The 18696-nt window shown below is 70.2% G+C and carries 22 protein-coding genes and 1 tRNA gene; 13 read left to right on the top strand and 10 right to left on the bottom strand.

What is annotated here, in order from left to right:
- Positions 1-312: 312 nt before the first annotated feature.
- Entirely contained in the window at positions 313-834 is a 522-nt protein-coding gene (locus ACFC79_RS22625) for a universal stress protein (RefSeq protein WP_376242786.1), read from the bottom strand.
- 937 nt (positions 835-1771) lie between these two features.
- Between ACFC79_RS22625 and ACFC79_RS22620 the strand changes: the two genes are divergently transcribed.
- The 5 genes from ACFC79_RS22620 (at position 1772) to ACFC79_RS22600 (ending at position 5094) form a co-directional block, all read left to right on the top strand.
- On the top strand, positions 1772-3004 hold the full coding sequence (locus ACFC79_RS22620; protein WP_376242785.1) for a helix-turn-helix domain-containing protein: 1233 nt from the start codon (positions 1772-1774) through the stop codon (positions 3002-3004).
- Positions 3005-3013: 9 nt separating this feature from the next.
- Positions 3014-3616 carry an oligoribonuclease gene (gene orn / locus ACFC79_RS22615; RefSeq protein ID WP_376242783.1) on the top strand — a complete coding sequence of 201 codons (603 nt, stop codon included), beginning with the start codon at positions 3014-3016 and terminating at the stop codon, positions 3614-3616.
- A 201-nt stretch (positions 3617-3817) separates the two neighbouring features.
- Positions 3818-3890 (top strand) — tRNA-His (locus tag ACFC79_RS22610).
- A 108-nt stretch (positions 3891-3998) separates the two neighbouring features.
- On the top strand, positions 3999-4163 hold the full coding sequence (locus ACFC79_RS22605; protein WP_376242782.1) for a hypothetical protein: 165 nt from the start codon (positions 3999-4001) through the stop codon (positions 4161-4163).
- Between the two features lie 397 nt (positions 4164-4560).
- Positions 4561-5094 (top strand): Ig-like domain-containing protein, encoded by a 534-nt coding sequence (locus ACFC79_RS22600; RefSeq protein WP_376242780.1) that lies wholly within the window; start codon positions 4561-4563, stop codon positions 5092-5094.
- Positions 5095-5526: 432 nt separating this feature from the next.
- On the opposite strand, the gene ACFC79_RS22595 is transcribed toward ACFC79_RS22600, so the two are convergent.
- Complete coding sequence (locus ACFC79_RS22595) at positions 5527-5664, bottom strand: hypothetical protein (protein WP_376242778.1); 138 nt, start codon at positions 5662-5664, stop codon at positions 5527-5529.
- A gap of 288 nt (positions 5665-5952) precedes the next feature.
- Here ACFC79_RS22595 and ACFC79_RS22590 point away from each other — a divergent pair, with 288 nt between their 5' ends.
- The gene (locus ACFC79_RS22590; protein WP_376242776.1) at positions 5953-6222 is read left to right on the top strand and encodes a Scr1 family TA system antitoxin-like transcriptional regulator; all 270 of its coding nucleotides are present in this window, start codon (positions 5953-5955) and stop codon (positions 6220-6222) included.
- An 18-nt stretch (positions 6223-6240) separates the two neighbouring features.
- Here ACFC79_RS22590 and ACFC79_RS22585 read toward each other — a convergent pair whose 3' ends face one another.
- Positions 6241-6393: a helix-turn-helix domain-containing protein gene (locus ACFC79_RS22585; protein ID WP_376242774.1), complete on the bottom strand. Its 153-nt coding sequence runs from the start codon at positions 6391-6393 to the stop codon at positions 6241-6243.
- A 79-nt stretch (positions 6394-6472) separates the two neighbouring features.
- On the opposite strand from ACFC79_RS22585, the gene ACFC79_RS22580 reads away from it, so the two are divergent.
- Positions 6473-6814, top strand: coding sequence for a hypothetical protein (locus ACFC79_RS22580; protein ID WP_376242772.1), 342 nt, complete (start codon positions 6473-6475; stop codon positions 6812-6814).
- A gap of 467 nt (positions 6815-7281) precedes the next feature.
- On the opposite strand, the gene ACFC79_RS22575 is transcribed toward ACFC79_RS22580, so the two are convergent.
- Positions 7282-7860 (bottom strand): flavoprotein, encoded by a 579-nt coding sequence (locus ACFC79_RS22575; protein ID WP_376242770.1) that lies wholly within the window; start codon positions 7858-7860, stop codon positions 7282-7284.
- Positions 7857-8051, bottom strand: coding sequence for a hypothetical protein (locus tag ACFC79_RS22570; RefSeq protein WP_376242768.1), 195 nt, complete (start codon positions 8049-8051; stop codon positions 7857-7859). Before ACFC79_RS22570 ends, ACFC79_RS22575 begins: the two co-directional genes overlap by 4 nt.
- A 245-nt stretch (positions 8052-8296) precedes the next feature.
- Here ACFC79_RS22570 and ACFC79_RS22565 point away from each other — a divergent pair, with 245 nt between their 5' ends.
- From ACFC79_RS22565 to ACFC79_RS22555, 3 genes are all read left to right on the top strand, one after another.
- Positions 8297-8749 (top strand): hypothetical protein, encoded by a 453-nt coding sequence (locus tag ACFC79_RS22565; RefSeq protein WP_376242766.1) that lies wholly within the window; start codon positions 8297-8299, stop codon positions 8747-8749.
- A 72-nt stretch (positions 8750-8821) separates the two neighbouring features.
- Positions 8822-9655, top strand: coding sequence for a transposase family protein (locus ACFC79_RS22560; RefSeq protein WP_376242764.1), 834 nt, complete (start codon positions 8822-8824; stop codon positions 9653-9655).
- A 106-nt stretch (positions 9656-9761) separates the two neighbouring features.
- Positions 9762-10262: a hypothetical protein gene (locus tag ACFC79_RS22555; protein WP_376242762.1), complete on the top strand. Its 501-nt coding sequence runs from the start codon at positions 9762-9764 to the stop codon at positions 10260-10262.
- 46 nt (positions 10263-10308) lie between these two features.
- Here ACFC79_RS22555 and ACFC79_RS22550 read toward each other — a convergent pair whose 3' ends face one another.
- On the bottom strand, positions 10309-11073 hold the full coding sequence (locus ACFC79_RS22550) for a helix-turn-helix domain-containing protein (protein WP_376242760.1): 765 nt from the start codon (positions 11071-11073) through the stop codon (positions 10309-10311).
- Between the two features lie 266 nt (positions 11074-11339).
- On the opposite strand from ACFC79_RS22550, the gene ACFC79_RS22545 reads away from it, so the two are divergent.
- Positions 11340-11525, top strand: coding sequence for a hypothetical protein (locus ACFC79_RS22545; protein WP_376242759.1), 186 nt, complete (start codon positions 11340-11342; stop codon positions 11523-11525).
- 135 nt (positions 11526-11660) lie between these two features.
- Here the strand turns inward: ACFC79_RS22545 and ACFC79_RS22540 are convergent, their stop codons facing one another.
- Entirely contained in the window at positions 11661-12425 is a 765-nt protein-coding gene (locus ACFC79_RS22540) for a GntR family transcriptional regulator (protein ID WP_376242757.1), read from the bottom strand.
- Between the two features lie 110 nt (positions 12426-12535).
- Here ACFC79_RS22540 and ACFC79_RS22535 point away from each other — a divergent pair, with 110 nt between their 5' ends.
- Entirely contained in the window at positions 12536-12928 is a 393-nt protein-coding gene (locus tag ACFC79_RS22535; RefSeq protein WP_376242755.1) for a hypothetical protein, read from the top strand.
- Positions 12929-13126: 198 nt separating this feature from the next.
- A complete protein-coding gene (locus ACFC79_RS22530) occupies positions 13127-13339 on the top strand; it encodes a hypothetical protein (protein ID WP_376242753.1) in 213 nt (70 codons plus the stop codon).
- Between the two features lie 73 nt (positions 13340-13412).
- On the opposite strand, the gene ACFC79_RS22525 is transcribed toward ACFC79_RS22530, so the two are convergent.
- The 3 genes from ACFC79_RS22525 to ACFC79_RS22515 all read right to left on the bottom strand — a co-directional run bounded on the left by ACFC79_RS22525 (position 13413) and on the right by ACFC79_RS22515 (position 18479).
- Positions 13413-15560 carry a TerD family protein gene (locus tag ACFC79_RS22525; protein WP_376242751.1) on the bottom strand — a complete coding sequence of 716 codons (2148 nt, stop codon included), beginning with the start codon at positions 15558-15560 and terminating at the stop codon, positions 13413-13415.
- Positions 15561-15741: 181 nt separating this feature from the next.
- On the bottom strand, positions 15742-16773 hold the full coding sequence (locus ACFC79_RS22520) for a LacI family DNA-binding transcriptional regulator (RefSeq protein ID WP_376242749.1): 1032 nt from the start codon (positions 16771-16773) through the stop codon (positions 15742-15744).
- A 245-nt stretch (positions 16774-17018) separates the two neighbouring features.
- Positions 17019-18479 carry a GH1 family beta-glucosidase gene (locus tag ACFC79_RS22515; protein WP_376242747.1) on the bottom strand — a complete coding sequence of 487 codons (1461 nt, stop codon included), beginning with the start codon at positions 18477-18479 and terminating at the stop codon, positions 17019-17021.
- Positions 18480-18696: the final 217 nt, after the last annotated feature.

The raw sequence follows: 18696 nt of genomic DNA, 5'->3' as shown, positions 1-18696 counted from the left end.
GTCGACGGAACCCGGCGACGGGGCCCGGACAGCCGCACCGGGGACGCTCGCGGGTGGCGCGGGCACTCCGTCGCCCGTGCCGCACCTCCCTCACACGCGCCCGCCCTGCCGCCAGTTGACCGCTATGCGCGCTTCGCTCGCGGGCGCATCGGTGCTCCGAATCGACGGAGCGACGGATTCCGCAGACGAGTTGACGCCACATCGAGCTCATCTCATCCGGCGAGCCGCATCGGACGAGCCGTACGGCCCGCCCGCGAGCGGGCCGGCAGCGGGAGCAGGAGCAGGAACGAGAACGGCCGGGACGGGGACCGTTCAGGGGATGACGACGACCGGGCGCTGGGCGCGGCGCGCGAGGCGCCCCGCCACCGAGCCGAAGATGCGGCCGACCACACCGTGCGTGGAGCCCACGACGATGGCGTCCGCCGAGTACTCCCGGCCGACCTCCTCCAACTCGTGGCAGATGTCCCCGCCGCGTTCGACGAGCACCCACGGGACCTCGGAGAGGTAGTCGGCGCAGGCGAGCTCCAGACCGAGCACCTCGGTGCGGTGGTCGGGCACGTCGACGAAGACGGGCGGCTCGCAGCCTGCCCAGACGGTGGTCGGCAGCCGGTTGGCGACATGGACGATGATCAGGCCGGAACCCGATCTACGGGCCATGCCGATGGCGTAGGCGAGGGCACGCTCGCTGGAGGTCGAGCCGTCGAAGCCGACGACGACACCGTGCCGAAAGGCGGGATCGCAGGAATGACGTGTTTCTTCGACCGCCTGCGGGTCCGACATGGCGTCGGCCACCTGCTTGCGGTCGGCGGGTTCGGGGATTTCGTGACCGGCCATCGGTGTCTCGGCGAAGAGAGTCCTCGTGAGGAGAGCGACTTGGGGAAGGTGCGTCAGCGGGCGGTGTGGCGGTGTCCGGGAATCATCTTCCCAACCCCTTACCCCCAAGGGTACGGCGCCATTCCTCCACTGCCCAGACCCGTGCAAAGCACGCGCGACGTTTCACGGAGCATGCCCGAGGCGGACCCGGATGGCAATGCCGGTTGCCGCGTACAACGACGACGGCCGACCCGGACCGCTCCGCTCGGTGACGGACGGGTTCGTGTCCGTCACCCCGCCGCCACCCCGGAATCCCCGACTCCGCCAGGATTGCGGATCACCGCCGTCGACCGGGCATCCGGACGACGATCCGCCTCTCGAACACACGTCGCCCATCCCGCCCCATCGGTCGCACCCGGGGACGCCACGCAGCCACGGACCGATACCGGCCCTTCGATCGGAATCCGATCACCCGCCGACACCGCTCCGACATACCGCCCGATTCGACGCCGACCTGCCGCGGGGGGCGCAAAGAAGCAGTCGGCCGACAAGGTTGTGCGCCGGTCAACTGACCGAATCACGTACGCACAACCATCTATTTTCAGCCAACTTCATACCCCTGTCGGTTCCTTGTTGAAATGGCCGATCAACCCCCTTGCCACCAGGAAGGAAGAGACCGCGCGGTACGATTCCACCCGACAGGGACGGGCCATCAAGGCGAGGCCCACTTCCCTGCACGGCCGTCGAGTGAAACGCTTCGTGATCGAATGCTTCCCGCCAAGTTGCCTTGTCGACATAACGCCGGTTGGTGAACTTGTCACTCCGGCACCGCGGGACGCAGTAGATTCGATCTTGGGTATCGAGGACCGGGGACTCGTGCAGGACCGAGGGGAAACGTGCAGGAGCGACAGGCCCGCAAGGACCAGAAAGACGCGAACACCGAGGGGGGCTTAGCGTCATGAGCCAGGACTCCGCCACCGCAACGGAGGCTGTACGGAAGCTCAGCGGCCGACGACGACGCGAAATCGTCGCCGTGCTGCTGTTCAGCGGTGGCCCCATCTTCGAGAGCTCGATCCCGCTCTCCGTGTTCGGAATCGACCGACAGGACGCGGGAGTTCCGCGCTACCGACTTCTCGTCTGCGGCGGGGAGGAGGGACCGCTGCGGACCACAGGGGGACTCGAACTCACCACGCCGTACGGGCTGGAGGCGATCAGCAGGGCCGGCACCGTGGTGGTGCCCGCCTGGCGCTCGATCACCTCCCCACCGCCCACCGAGGCGCTGGACGCGCTGCGTCGTGCACACGAGGAGGGGGCCCGCATCGTCGGGCTGTGCACCGGGGCGTTCGTACTCGCCGCGGCCGGGCTGCTGGACGGCCGCCCGGCGACCACCCACTGGATGTACGCACCGACGCTGGCCAAGCGCTACCCGTCGGTGCACGTCGATCCGCGTGAACTCTTCGTCGACGACGGCGACGTGCTCACCTCGGCCGGGACCGCGGCCGGGATCGACCTCTGCCTGCACATAGTCCGCACGGACCACGGCACGGAGGCCGCCGGGGCACTGGCCCGACGGCTGGTCGTGCCGCCGCGGCGCAGTGGCGGCCAGGAGCGCTACCTCGACAGGTCTTTACCCGAGGAGATCGGCTCCGACCCGCTCGCCGAGGTCGTGGCCTGGGCTCTGGAGCACCTTCACGAGCAGTTCGACGTGGAGACGCTGGCCGCGCGCGCCTACATGAGCAGGCGGACCTTCGACCGCAGGTTCCGTTCGCTCACCGGCAGTGCGCCGCTCCAGTGGCTGATCACGCAGCGGGTGCTGCAGGCGCAGCGACTGCTGGAGACGTCCGAGTACTCGGTCGACGAGGTCGCGGGCCGTTGCGGCTTCCGCTCGCCGGTCGCGCTGCGCGGACACTTCCGGCGCCAGCTGGGCTCCTCCCCCGCCGCGTACCGGGCTGCGTACCGGGCCCGTCGCCCTCAGGGCGGTGGCCCGGACATCGGTGACGTCGTCGAGACGGTCGTGCCCGCCCAGGCGGGCCCGGTCGGCCGACGCGCCACCACCGTCTCCGTCCCGCCGCCCGCGCACGCCGTGGCGTCGTCGGCGATCGGGGCGGGACAGCCGGAGCACGGGAAGCCGGGACCCGACGCGTACGCGGCAGGCCGCCCGACCCTGCCGGGTCAACGGAGCGCCCCGTAGGGTGGGGCCATGAACGACCGCATGGTGTGGATCGACTGCGAGATGACCGGGCTCTCGCTGACGGAAGACGCACTCATCGAGGTGGCCGCGCTGGTCACCGACTCGGAGCTGAACGTGCTCGGCGAAGGGGTGGACATCGTGATCCGCCCGCCGGACGCGGCCCTGGAGACGATGCCCGAGGTGGTGCGCCGGATGCACACCGCCTCGGGCCTCCTCGACGAGCTGGCCCGGGGCACCACCCTGGCCGACGCCGAGGCCCAGGTGCTCGCCTATGTCCGCGAGCACGTGAAGGAAGCCGGCAAAGCCCCGCTCTGCGGAAACTCGGTCTCCACCGACCGCGGATTCCTGGCACGGGACATGGCCGCGCTGGAGGGCTTCCTCCACTACCGGATCGTCGATGTGTCCTCGATCAAGGAACTGGCACGCCGCTGGTACCCGAGGGCCTACTTCAACAGTCCGGAGAAGAACGGCAACCACCGGGCCCTCGCGGACATCCGCGACTCCATCACGGAGCTGCGCTACTACCGCGAGGCGATCTTCGTCCCGCAGCCCGGTCCGGACTCGGAGCAGGCAAAGGCCGTCGCGGCACGCGTCGCGCCGCCCGCCCCGTAAGGGCTCGTCCCGTAACCCCACCGGCCCCGCACGCATCCGGGGCCGGTGGGGGCAGGTCCCCGCGGACACGGCCCGCGCCTCGGTGAAGCCACTGGTCATGGGCCTTTCGGAGGCTCGGACCGGCAGCTGAACAATGGTGGCGCGAGCACCCTCCCGGACCCTGTACACTTTTTCTCGGCCGGTCGGAAACGACCGGGCATGGTGGGTATAGCTCAGATGGTAGAGCACCTGGTTGTGGTCCAGGATGTCGCGGGTTCGAGTCCCGTTACTCACCCTGAATGATCAGCCCCTGACTTGGGAAACAGGTCAGGGGCTGATCTCTTGTCACGTCACGGCCCAACCGCGGCCCAACACCCCCTCGAATCGGACCTATCGTCCTGCCATGGCGACCGTCAGGAAGCGTGAGTGGAAAGACGGCACCATCACCTACCAGGTCCGGTGGGTGCAGGGCGGCCGCGACGGAAGCAACGAGTCTGGCACCGCCACCACCGTCCAGGGCATCCTCGCCGAGCTCGCGGCCCGTATCGCCACCCTCGAAACCCCCTGACCTGGAGAACCGGCATGCCTTCCCGCGCCGCGCGCCGCTGCTCCCGCTGCCACCGCCCCCGCGACGCACAAGGCCGCTGTTCCCCGCACTGCGCGCGCCGCCGTGGGACCTCAAGGCGTTCGCCACGATGGCTGACCCCACGCCCCGCCGCCCGGTGATCGGACGGCGGGGTCCTTTTGCCGTGCTGAGACTCCCACTCCGGTAGCCCAGTGGGGCCCGTCAAGCACCGGAGCGGGCCTGGTCCCGCCGCACGGAAGCCTCGTTGGTCGTGAAAACCGATCCCATCACCCGATCAGTGGCCACGCTGAATGAGCTGGCTACCTGCGGCATTTACGGGACTGTGCGAATGTGCTGGAGGGGGGATCCAGTCCGACCTTCTCCCTACTAGGAGACGCTCATGTCCACTCCCATCGCGCCACCGCCGCAGCCCCCGCAGGGCTACTACCCCCCGCCGCCGCCCCCGCAGGGCTACTACCCGTACCCGCCCCAGCCCCCGCAGGGCTACTACCCGCCCCAGTCCCCGCAGGGGTACTACCCGTACCCGCCGCAGGGGTACTACCCGTACCCGCCCCAGCCCCCGGTCGCGGACGGGGATCAGACGAAAGTGCTTCCCCAGCTCTCCGCCGATGACGTCTCTGGCGCCGTTGTCGGAGCGAAGGCCACCTTCAGGGCAACTCTTCTCGACCCCGACGGTCAGCCGATCCAGGGCGCCACAATCACCTTCAGGATGACGGGCGGCAAGGTGATCGGGAGCACGTCGACGGGCTCCGACGGCGTCGCAACCCTCAACAGCGGAGGGCACATGACCGATCCCCTTGGCGTGTGGGGGCCGGGTCTCGGCAGCGGGTACGAGGCGCACTTCGCGGGCAACAAGAAGTTCCAGCCTGCCACAGCCAACGCCGCGATCACGCCTGCGCTCTTTGGCAGGTAGACCTCACCGACGCGGGCTGTTCGCCCGTCGTCCGAAACCGGTGCCCGGTGCCTCACCGCCGGGCACCACTCTTTAACACGGCACGTGCAGTCCAGCTCACACCGCTCGGGGCCCCCGACGGCTGCCCCACCCCGCCGTCCCTCACCGAGCGGCGGGGCGTCTCGCCGTGCGGGTTCTGCGGAAGCCTGATGAAAAACGTCGTACTGGCCGGGTAACGTCCCTGGTCAGGAAGTATGGACCTCGCGCACGCGGGGGTGGTCCCTTGCCCGACTGCCGGCTCCACAGAGCGGAGATGGTCCCCGCGCGGGGATGGTCCCGACTACACGGCCGACGACTTGGCCGCAGTGACCGGTCCCCGCGGGTGCGGGGCTTCTGCCTCATTCCGCCCCTGCCCGGCCGACGCCGGGCAGGGGCGAATTCGTGTGTTCGGGCTCAGCCGTCGTCGTCCTCGGCCGGGTGCCGGACGGCCCGCTTCAGCGCCTCCTCGACCTCGTACCGGGACTGCCCGGTCGCCGCGGCGTGCGCGGTGATCGCCTCCTGCACCCGGGCCGCGGTCTCCACCGCCAACACGCTGGTTACGGTGCGCGCCCATCACCTACCTCAGGAGGCCAGCATGACCCGGCACCTACGCAAGGTCGGCACCAACTCCGGTAACGACGGCTGCCCGACCCTGTACGAGATCCCTGGTACCGATCGATACGTCGTCCAAGGCGACCGCGTCACCGACACCGACACCGACACCGATGAACTGGACCAGCTCGATAATCTCACCGCCAAGGAGAGCGCGGTCACTGTTCCGCGTGAGCTGCTCGCGAACTTCGGCCCCAAGGAGCCGGTGAGCGAGCGTGGCAGAACTCCGTGGTCGTCGGGATACTTCAGACGCCGGACTACGCCCGCTGCGTCTTCAACGGATTCGCCGCGCTTCACCAGTCGCCACGCGACATCGACGCTGCAATGCGGGCCCGTATGCGCCGCCAAGACCTGCTCCACCGCGCCGAGTGCACCTTCCACATCGTCATGTGGGAGGCAGCGTCGCGCCTTCGGTCACTTCACCGCGAGCGCTGGAAGGCGCCCTTGAACGCTTTCCAGGTCGCCTTCGAGGGCCGCCTGACCCCCACCGACCACTGACCAACTCAACAACCAAGATCAGCCGTTGAATTGACACACCCGGACTGCGGCACACCGAGCGCGCCGGAGATGAGGGCCACTGCGTACCCCTTCGACGCGGTGGTATGTGGCCCGGTCCATGCCGGTGCGCTCCCCCACGGTCTGCTGGGTGATCCCGGCAGCCAGGCGCAAACATTCCCGCCCACAGGTAGTAGGCCAGGAGCCTGGTGATTTGTGCGGCCGTACGAGTGCTCAAAGGACGGATGACGTTATGCTCTGGTCCCTTTTACGCATCGTTCTCTACGGAGTCTGCCCGATCTGGGGCAGAGCAGCGAAGGAGAACATAGTGAGGAACGTCCAGAAGATCGCAGCGGTGGCCGTGGCCACCTGCGGGATCCTCTTCGCCGGCATCGGCGGGGCCAGCGCTGACACCAAGAACGACCACAAGGGGGACAACATCCCCGTGCTCAGCTACATCAACGAGCTCGACTGGGACGAGTCGCCCTTCTGCGGGATTCAGATCAAGACCGAGGACAGCAAGCAGAAGACGTCATGCCCGGTGGTGCACCAGGAGCACCCCCATGACAGCCCGGTCTACATCATCACCTTCTGATCTTCATAGCGGTCCGGCTGTTCGCTCGTCGGGGCGTTGGCAGGCAGGTGAGCAGCCCGGCTGTCGTGCCGGGTGGGCGCGCTGGTGGTGTACAAGCCGCCCCGCCCTCCACTTCGGGAGAGCGGGGCGGCTTGCTGTGAACCGATGTCCCCCGCCACGTGATTCGGCTGGGGCATCGGCCCTGTGCACCTGGCCGCGCCTTCGGCGACGGGACCCGCCGGAACATCCCCGCCCGCAGGTAACCCGCTCCGCGCAATCGACGCGTTCTTCGAACGGGTGAGGCGCCGTACCGCACGCCTGCGGTCGCTGGTGCCGACATAGCGCCCCTGATCCACCCCGGCTGGCCGCTCCCGTCGGCCGGCCGGGGGGGACCTTACTGCCGCCGCGACCTCCGCATCCGCCTGTGCCCGCTGCGGCACACGACCTGGGCGGCCGCGAGCACCCGGCCACCGTCAGCGATCAGCTCGTCACTCCGTTGGACAGTCAGGGTCAGGATCGGGCGACGGCCCTTCGACCAGCGTCTCTACCGCGTCCAGCGCGGCGCACCACGGGTACTCCCCGGGGTTTCCCCGCTTGGGCGGGTGGGACTCGTACCCCTGCGGGCCGTCGAGGTACAGCACACCCTGCTCCCGCAGGTCCGCGACGCTCCGGGCCACGGCAGGCTGCGCGGCCTGCGCCCGGTTGAAGTACGGCATGGCCACCACCGGCACACCGAGGTGCACCCCCTCGGAGACCAGGCCCAGCGCGACCGTGTCCGCTATTCCGTTGCCCCACTTGTTCAGGCTGGTGCAGGACAGCGGGGCAACGAGCATGGCATCCGCATTCGGCAGCACGTCCCGTTCCCCGGGCAGCTTGTACTGCGACCGAACCCGGTGGCCGGTCAGCTCCTCCAGTTCACCGAGACGCGGTTCCCACCACCGGGCGGCGGACGGGGTCAGGACGAGGCAGGTGTCCCAGCCGTGGGCCTGCGCCTGCCGGACGCCCACGTCGATGTACTGGGTCGGCCCGGCCGCGCAGGCGATGAGGTAGAGAACTCGCTTCGTCATGCGGGGAGTCCACATCGCACGGCCAAGCGGCGCAAGCCCGAGCCGGGTACCGGGGTCACGGCAACGACGTCAGCCACCAGATCGACCGTGGACCGGCGGCCGATGACCTCTTCCGGCGCCAGTCGGACCGCTTCGATCAGCGATTCGGCAGCGGACTCCTTGCGCCGTGCCAGCAGCTGAGCGCGTGCCATCGTGATGAGGTGCTGGGCCCGTCGCTCGTTCGCGAGGCCGCAGACCGCACTCCCGTCGAGCCCCTCGGCGGCATCCAGTGAGCTTGCGCCAAATTGAAGTCGCAGGTCAGAGGACTGGTGTGATTGGTCCTCGGGGTGCTCGTGCTGGTCGTCGGCGGCAGTCTGCGCAGTAGATCGTTTGCCAGAGCTGGACGGTTCGCTGATTCCTACTCGCTGGGGTCAGGCGGCCTTCTACCATTCGAGGCATGGACCCCGAGCTGTTGGAACGGATCACCGCGCGGCGTGCGGAGCTGGACGAACGTGAGGAACTGCTCGTCAAGGAGTTGGCGGAGGTGCGGGCCGAGCGGGACGAGCTCGCCGTCGCGGAGCGGGTCCTTGAGCGGGTGAGCGAACAGCTCGCCAACGAACGCGCCTCGGCTGCGCCGGCGCCCGGGCAGGTGGGCGGACGAGCGGTGATGCTGATCCCGCACCGAACGCCGGACATGGAGGAGACCTTGCTCCCGCCGGACTATCAGCGCATCCTGGCCACCGTGCGGCAGGCGGCCGGACCGGTCATGGCCCGGCAGGTCGGCGACGCCCTGGGAATCGATGTCAGCGTGCGGTCCAAGCTGGAGCCGCTGCGAGGGAAGCTGGTCAGACTCGTCGACCGCGGCTGGCTGCGCAAACTGCCCGACGGCCGGTTCACCACCCGCCTGTGACCAGGAGCGCCGGAGCTAGGAGTGGCTCCGAACGGGCGTAACCGGGTTGCCCCCGGCGCCCGTTGGGATTGTGTGACGAAAATCAAAAAGCTCCCCGAGGACACCTGCTCGCTTGTCTACCAGTGCCGTTTGCCACTGTCCACGCGCGCCGTCAACCACCTCGCTGATCTGCTCAGGCGCCATCTGAAGGCGATCCGGTCCCGATGGCGGATCCTGCCGCCGGGGAAGATCGCGGTGATCGTCCTGGCCGTACTGCGCCACGACCAGCGGTTGGCCGACATGGCCGGCGGCAACGACGTGTCCGAGTCCAGCGTCCGCCGCTGGCGCGACGAGCTGATCGGACTGCTCGCCGCCCAGGCGCCGCGCCTGGACCGCGCTCTGAAGAAGGTTGCCAAGCAGGGCGGGGAGCTGGTCTTGATCGACGGCACCCTCATCCGCACCCGGCGCCGCACCGGCAAGGCCGACCGACGAAACTACTCCGGCAAACACCGCAGCCACGGCCTGCACTTCCTCGCCCTGACCGACGAGCGGGGCCGGCTGATCTGGATATCCGCCGCCCGGCCCGGCCGCACCCACGACAACACCGCCGCCCGCCACGATCACATCCTGGCCCACCTGCGCGCCGCCGGCCTCGGGGCCCTGGCGGACCTGGGCTTTCGCGGCCTGGACAACGACGTACTCGACCCTGTGATCGTCACCGGCTTCCACGCCACCCGCACCCACAAGCTCACCGTCGGCCAGAAGACCGCCAACCGCGTCCTCGCCGTCGGACGCGCACCGGTCGAGCACGGCTTCGCCCACCTCAAGAACTGGCGGATCCTCACCAAGCTCCGCACCGATCCCGCCCGCGCTACCCACCTCCTGCGCGCCCTGCTCGTCCTGACGAACCTCGAAGTCAACCGCTGAGACAACGTCCGGCCCCGTCCTGTACCCAGCCTGCGTGTAGTGGGACGTTGGAAGGCCTGCGCCGCTCGGGCGGCAAGCCCTCCAACTGCTGCAAAAAGGATCGATCATGACCTCGGACCACGACATGCTGTGGAGTCGCTGCGCGTACCTGGGTCGCGCCCTGCTGCCACTGCTGGACCAGGAGCCATGGCGTCAGGAACGCCGCCGAGAGCGGCTGCACTCTCGGGGCATTGACGTGGCGGTGGGGGAACGGCTCATGGAGGTCTTCGCGTCCTTGGCCGCTCACGCTGTCGCGGTGGACACTTCCTTGTCCGCTTCAGAGTTCGAGACCCTGCCCCTCAGCGTCGTGGCCGACGCGGCGACCGGCAAGCAAGACTTCGAACTACTCGCTGGCCTCCCAGACACCTTCGCTGACGACCGCGACGACGTTGCAGTCAAGGTTTTCCGCTTGTACGCCTATAAGGGCGGCCAGACCAGTCTTCAGCTCTTTCGGCTGGGCACGGAAGTGCGTCATACGCTCACCGTGCTCGCCGCCCGCGAGTCGGTGCCGTCCCCAACGTGCAGAGACATCTTCGGCCGGGCAGACGAGGCTCACCTGCCGCGGTAAGCAAACCCGCTCCGAGTGCCGCCGAAAACACAGCTTGACGGATGATCTACTCCGCAGACAGCCGCCCCCGACCAGTGTGAGCATTCCGAGAGCCGGTCACACCAGCCCTTTGGCCTGTGATTTCAAGTTGGCGGAGGCTCAGTGCTGACCAGCCGTCCTCGAATCGGGCAAGGACATCGATCCGGTGCAGGGCCGTGTTCGTCGGCCCGAAGGACGTCCAGTCCGCGTTGAGGTCGGCCCCCTGCCGGTCGGCGATCTCGGCCGCCTGGTCCACGTACCGCACGGCGGTCCGTACCCGGTCCGGCGTGCGGTTCAGCGCTGAAGTGGCCACCGCAGCCGAAAGGTACAACATCCCGAGCGTGGACAATCCCAGTGGGCCGGCCCCGGCCAGGTCGTCGTGCAACCGCCGTGCTGCGGCTACCGCGAACTCGGCGGCGGTCTCCGGCTGTTGCTGTTGTGCGAGAGACTTCGCGACCCGCCGGGAGGCGGCCCCGATGGCCACCGGGTCCCCGGAGCGCTCCGCCGCGGCGAGGGCGCGGTCGGCCACGACAGCGGCCTGCGCAGCGGTCGCGGCCCCGTACTTGTGAAGCCGCTCGGGCGGGCCGTCCGCCAGGAGTTGCTCCAACGGGATGCGCAGGACGTCGACCGCACGCACCAGCACGGATATGCGCGGGTCCTGTTGGCGCTGCCCGCCCTCCAAGTCCTGCACCCACCTGCGAGTCCGCCCCATCAGGCGACCGAAGTCCGCTTGTGTGAAGCCGCGACGCTCTCGCCAATGGGCGACGCGGCGGCCGATGCGCCCTCTGTCCACCGAGGTCTCCCCGCAACAGGGCACGCAATGCGCGTACCTGCCGACGTTCTACCGCGTCCCTACGGTGTCGGCACAGAAGATCCACGGTGATTCCGCCTGGAAGGACCAGAGGCCGGCATGTCGATGACGATCAAGGTGTACGAGGTCGACCGGTACGGGCGGACGCGTGTCGTCCGCCCGAAGAGCGCGGTCGTCCCGGCCACGTCGGTGGAACCGACGGCGGGATTCCCGGCCTGCCGGTGCGACCGGTGCGGGGGTGGACGGCGATGAGCGTGCGTCCGGTGCCGCCGGAGGGCGCGGGCACCTGCTGGTGTCACTGGCACGAGGGGCCGTCCGGGACCGCGGTGCTGATCGAGATCATCGAACAGGGCTCGGGGCCGGGCCATGCCCGGTACACGTGCGCCCCGTGCCGGGAGCAGCGCCGCCTCGTTCCGTACGACGAACGGCCGTGACCGCACCGGCCGGGCGTCCGCGCCCGGCTCGGGAGCGCCTACCGGGAACGGGCCGCCGCGCGGGGCCCGCGAGCGGGGCCTCGGGGCCGGGCGAACGCCGTGCGCCGGGAAGCGCGTCGGCGATCGTGACCGCGATCAGGTGCCCGCCGGGTCGATGTCGATCTCGTAGGCGATCTCCCACCTGATGTCGGGCACGATGATGTCGGCGGTCTCGACCGGTCTCCCGTCGGCGTCGTAGTACGTGCGCTCCACCACCATGACCAGGTCACCGACGCCGATCCCGAGGAGGTTGGCCTGCTCCTGCGAGGCGCGGGCCGGGCGCAGCACCTCGACGGCGTTGGCGACATCGACCCCGATCGACCGCATCCGTTCGATCACACCGGCACCGGCGTGCGGGCCCATCTCCGGCAGGACGATCGGGGTGCCGTCGGTGATGGCCATCGGCTCCCACGAGCGCGAGAGCTGCACCGGCAGCCCGTCGGCGAGGTACTCGTAGTTCGTGACCACGCACATGTCGCCGGGCCGGATGGCGAGCCGCTCGGCGATGCGGTCAGGGGCCGCCGTCCGCGCCGCGCTGCTGGACTCCCACCTGCCGTCGCGCCCCTGCTTCTCCATGTCCGCGCGGAACGGACTGCCGCCGCAGCCCTCGCCCTGCCGGGAGCGGACCATGCGCAGGCGCTCGCGCGGGCGGCTGACGTAGGTGCCGGATCCGGCCCGTCCTTCGAGGAGACCCTCGATGATGAGCCGCTCCATCGCACGTTGCGCGACGGACTGGCCCACGCCGTATTCCTCGCCGAGCCGTGCGCGTGAGGGCAGCTTGTCGCCGACCTTCCATTCACCCGCTTTGATGCGTGCGCGCAGGGCATCGGCCACCTGCAAGTAAGGCGTTTCACGTGGCATGTGCGCAGCTCCGGACGTCGACAGCCGACATTGACAAAGCTAACCCATCAGGTCGAAGCTGAGTATTCAGCCTTACGAAAAGTGACGGGCCTGATCGACAGGGGAGAGCCATGTCTGTCGTGCCTCCGCATGCCTTCGCCCTCGCGGTCATGCTCGCCTCTGCGACCCGCACCGAGCCCCGAGTCACCTGCGTGCACGGTGTGATCCGCATCGAGACGGACCTCCCCGACGAGATGAGCCCCGTCATCCGTTCCACCATCCTCACCGCGCTCGGAACCGCCGACCGGTACGGCCACGTCCGGACCGAGGGCGGCGACACCGTCTGGGCCGAGATCGACAACGATCCGCCCCCGGTGACAACGACGGCGGGCACCCGTCCGGACCGGGAGGAGCCGTACCGCACCTTCGTCGCCCACACCTACACCTGCGCCACCTGCCTCGCCGGTGAACCCTGCCCGACCGCGGTCCGGCTCGGCCGGGCCTGGCGAAGGGCGCGGCAATGAGATGCAACCGTCCACGGTCGCGCGGTCACCGTTTCCCGTCCCGGCCGGTCAGCGGCCCGGGACGGGTCATCACCCATCCGTGAGAGAGGACAGCACCCATGCAGTGTCCCAAATGCGGCAACCAGATGAGTCAGAACGTCGGCGGTTGGTGGACGTGCTGGAGCTGCGGCAACACCCAACCCGGATATGTGGGGACCCATGATCTGCCCGCAGTGTCGCGGCCGGCTGTGCCCGTGCCGCCCGGACTCGTACCGGTGCACCGGGTGCCGGTACGAGATCGCCGCCGAGGCGTGGCAGCTGCATCAGCGGCTGCTGGCGGAACTGGACGCTGACGAGGAGGGGTTCTTCGCGCGGGTGCGGGAGCACACGGCCCGCATCCGCGCGCTGGAACCCGCCTGGTGGCGCGGCTGAGCACGGGCCCGACACCCGGGAGGGGCGGGAACGGCCGGGGCACGACCGGGTTGCTCCCGCCCCGGCCCCGGCGTCAGCCCACGGCCGTCGGCGCCTCCGTCCGGGAGCGGCGGGGCCGCTGGGCCTCCAGCAGGACGACGACGGCGGTGTGGAAGCGGCCCACCGCCGCATCGACGCTCCGGATGAAGCCGGACTCGGCGTTGCCCCGTCCGTTGCCCATGCCCTTGAAGAGCGACAGTCGGAAGCCGACGAGCTGTGCGCCGCCCTTCGGCAGGATGTCGGCGGGCTCGGGACGCAGCCGCTCCAGGGTGCCCCGCGGCCCCGCCCCGTCGCCCTCGACCAGGGCCTCGATGTGCAGATCGGCCGGGGCGGCGGCAAGTTGGCGGATCAACCGCTTGGCCTTGCTCAGCGGGTAGCCCGTCTCCGGTGCCGGAACCTCGATCGACGTGCGCAGCTTCCCGGTCCTGAGGTCGGCGACGACGCCGAGGACACCCGGTGTGCCCTCGATCCGGACAGCCGCCTGGAGACGCCCCTCCAGGCAGAGCTGGTCGGCCTGCTCCCTCCGGCGGACGTGCGGGTCGGTGCCGCGCCGGGCGGCCCGCTGCACGGGCAGCACCTTCCGGCCGAGTTCGCCGCCCAGCCTCAGACAGACCTGCCGGATCAGCCGCTCCCAGTTCTCGATCACTTCCAGGGCGCGAGGGTCGCCCTGGCACAACGTCTCGTCGTCGATGCCCTTGCGCACCGGAACCCAGGCCGACCCCATGTTCTGGAATCCGTGGCAACCCGAGTTCTCGTGCTGGAGGTAGTGGAGCAGTTCCTGGAGCAGCCAGGCATGGGCGGCGTTGCCCACTCCCTCGTGCTGGATGAGCATCTGTGCCTGGTGCGCGACCTCGGCCCAGGAGAGGTGCCTCAGTGCGACCTTGTGCTTGCGCCGACCGTCGATCTTGACGTCGACGAGCGAACTGCCTTCGAGAGCCACGTCGTTGGACAGGGTGATCACGGCCTCGTACCCGCGCCGGGCCGCGATGTCCATGTACGCCTGCACCTGGTCCGACTTGAGGGCGCTCCCGTTCGTCTTCGTCTCCACCAGCGCGGTCCACAGTTTGCCCGCCCGCTCGACCCTGATGACCCCGTCCGGGCGCCGGGGCGTGTCCCCGTGCGGGAGCGAGACCTCGGTGAACGTCTCCATGCGTCCGGCGGGCGCCCCGAAGCCTGCCGTGAGACGGCGGCCCAACTCCGGTACCTGGGCCATCACGGACAACAGGACCGAGGTGGCGCGTGTTTCGCGTTCCCGGTCGTTCTTCAGCGCCGTGACCGGGAAGAGGCGCGCCGTGCGCCACGCGTCGTTCTCGGCAAGGGACTTCCTGGGATTCCTGGGGAGCGTCACCTTCCTCCTGGCCGTACGGGGACGAGCAGCGGGGTTCTCCCGTTCCGGCGGCTGCCGGTCGGCCGATTCGGCCGCCGACGCCTGGGCAGGGATGACGGGCCGCACCGCGGGCGGGCCGCCCGCGTCGACGCCGGACGGCGTCCCGTGGTGCCCGCCCGGCACGGCGGTGTCCGCCGCGCCCGTGTCCACCGCCGCCTGCTCGTACGCCCCCGCCGCTTCCGCCCCGGCCTCGGCCGTTTCCGCCGCGCTTCCGGTGGGATCCCCCTCGCCCCCGACGGACTCCTCCTCCGCGTCGTCGATGTCGACGCCGAAGTCCGTGGCCAGCCCGGCCAGTCCGGACGCGTAGCCGTCTCCGACCGCCCGGAACTTCCACACCCCGGACCGGCGGTAGAGCTCGCCGAAGATCAGCGCGCTGACCTCTCCGGCGTCCTCGACGGCGAACTGGAGCAGTTGGCCGCCGGAGCCGTCCGCGAGCGTGAGACGCAGGTCGTCGAGGTCCTTGAACCACGATCCGTCGTAGCGGCTCGCCGCGACCACGATCCGGTCGACCTCCGGCGGGACCGCGTCGAGATCGAAACCGATCCGGTCCTCGCTGCCGTAGGCCGTGGGCGTCTTCCCGAGAAGCTGCACACTCCCCCGGCCGGCGACCGGGTTGTTGTAGAAGCAGAAGTCGGCGTCCCTCCCGACCTTGCCGTTCGTATCGAGGAGCAGCACGGAGACATCGGCATCGCCCTCACCGGTGTCGCTGCTCCACGCCAGGCTCACCATGACGGAGCCGATGTCCTCGCTCAACGTCGCCAGACCGACGTTGGAACCCTTCGTCATCGAGTGCATGAGGCCCCCCAGATGCACGGCCGCACCGGAACGCACCCGGCGGCCCATCGCGTGACGTTGTGTGGTGCGTCACACATTCGCCGTACACGGAAACCTTAGGTGAAGGACGACGCGTTCGTGGAGGACCCGTGAAAAACGGAGGTGATACCTCCGTGCGGGGCGCGACCTTGGTGGCGGGTCGTCACGAGGAGTCGCGCACGACGAGTTCCGTGGGGAGCACGATCTGCGGACGTTCCCGGCTCTCGCCGCCGATCTCCTGGAGCAGCACTTGGGTCATCGTGCGGCCCATCTCCTCGATCGGCTGGCGGACGCTGGTGAGCGCCGGGTCCATGTGACGGGCCACCGCCGAGTCGTCGAAACCCACCAGGGCCACGTCGTCCGGGATGCGCCGGCCGGCCTCACGGAGCACCTGGCGGGCCCCTGCGGCCATCACGTCGGAGGCGGCGAAGACCGCGTCGGCCCCGGGGCGCCGGGCGAGCAGTTCGCGCATGGCCCGTGCACCGCCCTCCTCGGTGAAGTCCCCCTGCGCGACAAGCTGTTCGTCCGGGGCGATTCCCGCGTCCCGAAGTGCCTCGCGGTAGCCGTCGAGGCGGCGCCGGGCACCGTAGACGTCGAGCCGGCCGGTGATGGTGGCGATGTGGCGGCGGCCCCGGGAGACCAGGTGATCGACGGCGGCACGGGCACCTTCGAAGTTGTCGGAGTCGACGGCGGCGAGCGGTTCGTCGGCGGACCGGCGGCCGCTCATCACGGCGGGCATGCCGAGCTGCTCCAGCAGGTCCGGCAGCGGGTCGTCGGCGTGCACCGAGACCAGCAGCACGCCGTCGACCCGGTGCGCGGTCAGGTACTGGGCCAGCCGACGTCGCTCGCGGTCGTTGCCGACGAGGGTGAGCAGCAGTTGCATGTCGGTGTCGGCGAGCGCCGCGCCGACACCGCGCACGATGTCGGAGAAGTACGGTTCGGCGAAGAAGCGGGTCTCCGGCTCGGGCACGACGAGCGCGATGGCGTCGGTACGGTTCCCGGCGAGCGCGCGGGCCGCGCGGTTGGGTACGTAGCCCAGCTCGGCGACGGCCGCCTCCACCGCCTCGCGGGTGTGCGCGCTGACCCGTGGTGAGCCGTTGATGACCCGTGAGACCGTGCCGCGCCCCACCCCCGCCCGCGCCGCGACCTCTTCGAGCGTGGGCCGCCCGCCGCTCCGTACTCGCGCTGCCGCCATGGCTGCCTCCCGTTCGCGGTCAATTTCTCATAGTCGGATTGGCCGGACCAAGTCCTGTCGGCGGAGCCGCGGGACATCGCCCCGCCCCGGCCGCGCCATTCCCCGAGGCGTGTGGGGAGCGCTCCCATGCGCAGGCGCCGCCGTCCCCTCCCGGGTGCGGCCGGGGCCGGGCGGGGCCCGGGAACGACGAGGACCCGGCACGGCGGCCGGGTCTCGTGGGGAGGGGCGGGTGGGGGGGGCGCGGGTCAGCGGGGAGCGGTGTGCGGGGGCAGGGCGTGGCGGCGGATCACCTCCGCGTACCAGTGGGCGCTCGCCTTGGGGGTGCGGAGCTGGGTGGTGTAGTCGACGTGGACGGCGCCGAAGCGCTTGGAGTACCCGTACGCCCATTCGAAGTTGTCCATCAGCGACCAGAGGAAGTAGCCGCGCACGTCCACGCCGTCGGCTGCGGCACGTCGCACCGCGTCGAGGTGGCCGTGCAGGTAGGCGATGCGCTCGGGGTCCTCGACCCGGCCGTCGGACGAGAGGTGGTCGTCGAACGCCGCACCGTTCTCGGTGACCATCAGCGGCAGGCCGGGGTGGTCCCGGGAGACGTCGACGAGCAGGCGGTACAGGCCGTCCGGGTCGATCGCCCAGTTCATCGCGGTGCGCTTCCCCTCGGCGAGGTGGAAGGCGACGTGTTCGGAGCCGGGCCACGGGGAGTGGTCGCTGTTGCCGTGCCCGTCGTCGCGCGAGTCTCCACGGCCGTCGACGGGCGCGGAGACCAGCGTCGGCGTGTAGTAGTTGACGCCCAGGACGTCCATCGGGCGGGAGGCCGCGGCCAGGTCGCCGTCCCGGACCAGCTTCGGCCAGTCCACCAGGTGCGCGGTGTCGGCGAGCAGGTCCTCGGGGTAGGCGCCGCGCAGCATCGGGCCGGTGAAGACCCGGTTGCCCACCGCGTCGATCCGGCGGGCGGCGTCCGCGTCGGCGGCGCCGCCGGTCAGCGGGCGGACCTGGTGGAGGTTGAGGGTGACCGAGGTGCGCGCGGTGGCGGGGAGGCGGTCGCGCAGGACCTCGATCGCCCGGCCGTGGGCGAGGTTGAGGTGGTGGGCGGCGTGCAGGGCGGCGGCCGGTTCGGTACGGCCGGGGGCGTGCACGCCGGAGCCGTAGCCCAGGAAGGCCGTGCACCACGGCTCGTTGAAGGTGGTCCAGGTGGGGACGCGGTCGCCGAGGGCGTCGGCCACGAGGGCGGCGTAGTCGGCGAACCGTTCGGCGGTCTCCCGCTGGGGCCAGCCGCCCGCGTCCTCCAGTTCCTGGGGCAGGTCCCAGTGGTAGAGGGTCGCGACCGGCGAGATGCCCGCTCCGAGGAGTTCGTCGACGAGGCGGCGGTAGAAGTCCAGTCCGCGTTCGACGGCGGGGCCGCGGCCGGTGGGCTGCACCCGGGACCAGGAGACGGAGAAGCGGTAGGCCGTCAGGCCGATCCGCTTCATCAGCGCCACGTCGTCCCGGTAGCGGTGGTAGTGGTCGGCCGCGACATCCCCGGTGTCGCCGTTGTGGACCTTGCCCGGGGTATGGCTGAAGGTGTCCCAGATCGACGGGGTGCGGCCGTCCTCGGCGGCAGCACCCTCGACCTGGTAGGCGGCGGTGGCCGCCCCCCAGACGAATCCGGGCGGGAACTGTGCAGTCTCGAATACCTGCTTCGGGGCGGTGTCGGGTCGTGCAGCAGTCATGCGGGAGCGCTCCCAGGTGTGGAGGGACGAAGGGGGAAACAGGCAGGAACGGGAGGAACCGAGGAAGGGGCGGGTACGGGGTGACGCCACGTCGGTGCCGGACGTCGCGGCATGCCGGTCCGCATCGCGGCATGCCGGTCCGCATCGCGGTACGTCGGCCCGCATCGCGGTACCTCGGCCCGTGTCGCGGTACGGCGGCCCGCGTCGTGACGCCGGA

Source organism: Streptomyces sp. NPDC056061 (assembly GCF_042266885.1).
Classification (GTDB): domain Bacteria; phylum Actinomycetota; class Actinomycetes; order Streptomycetales; family Streptomycetaceae; genus Streptomyces.
Note: the sequence above shows the minus strand (reverse complement) of the source record. Positions and strands in the feature narration are given on the sequence as shown.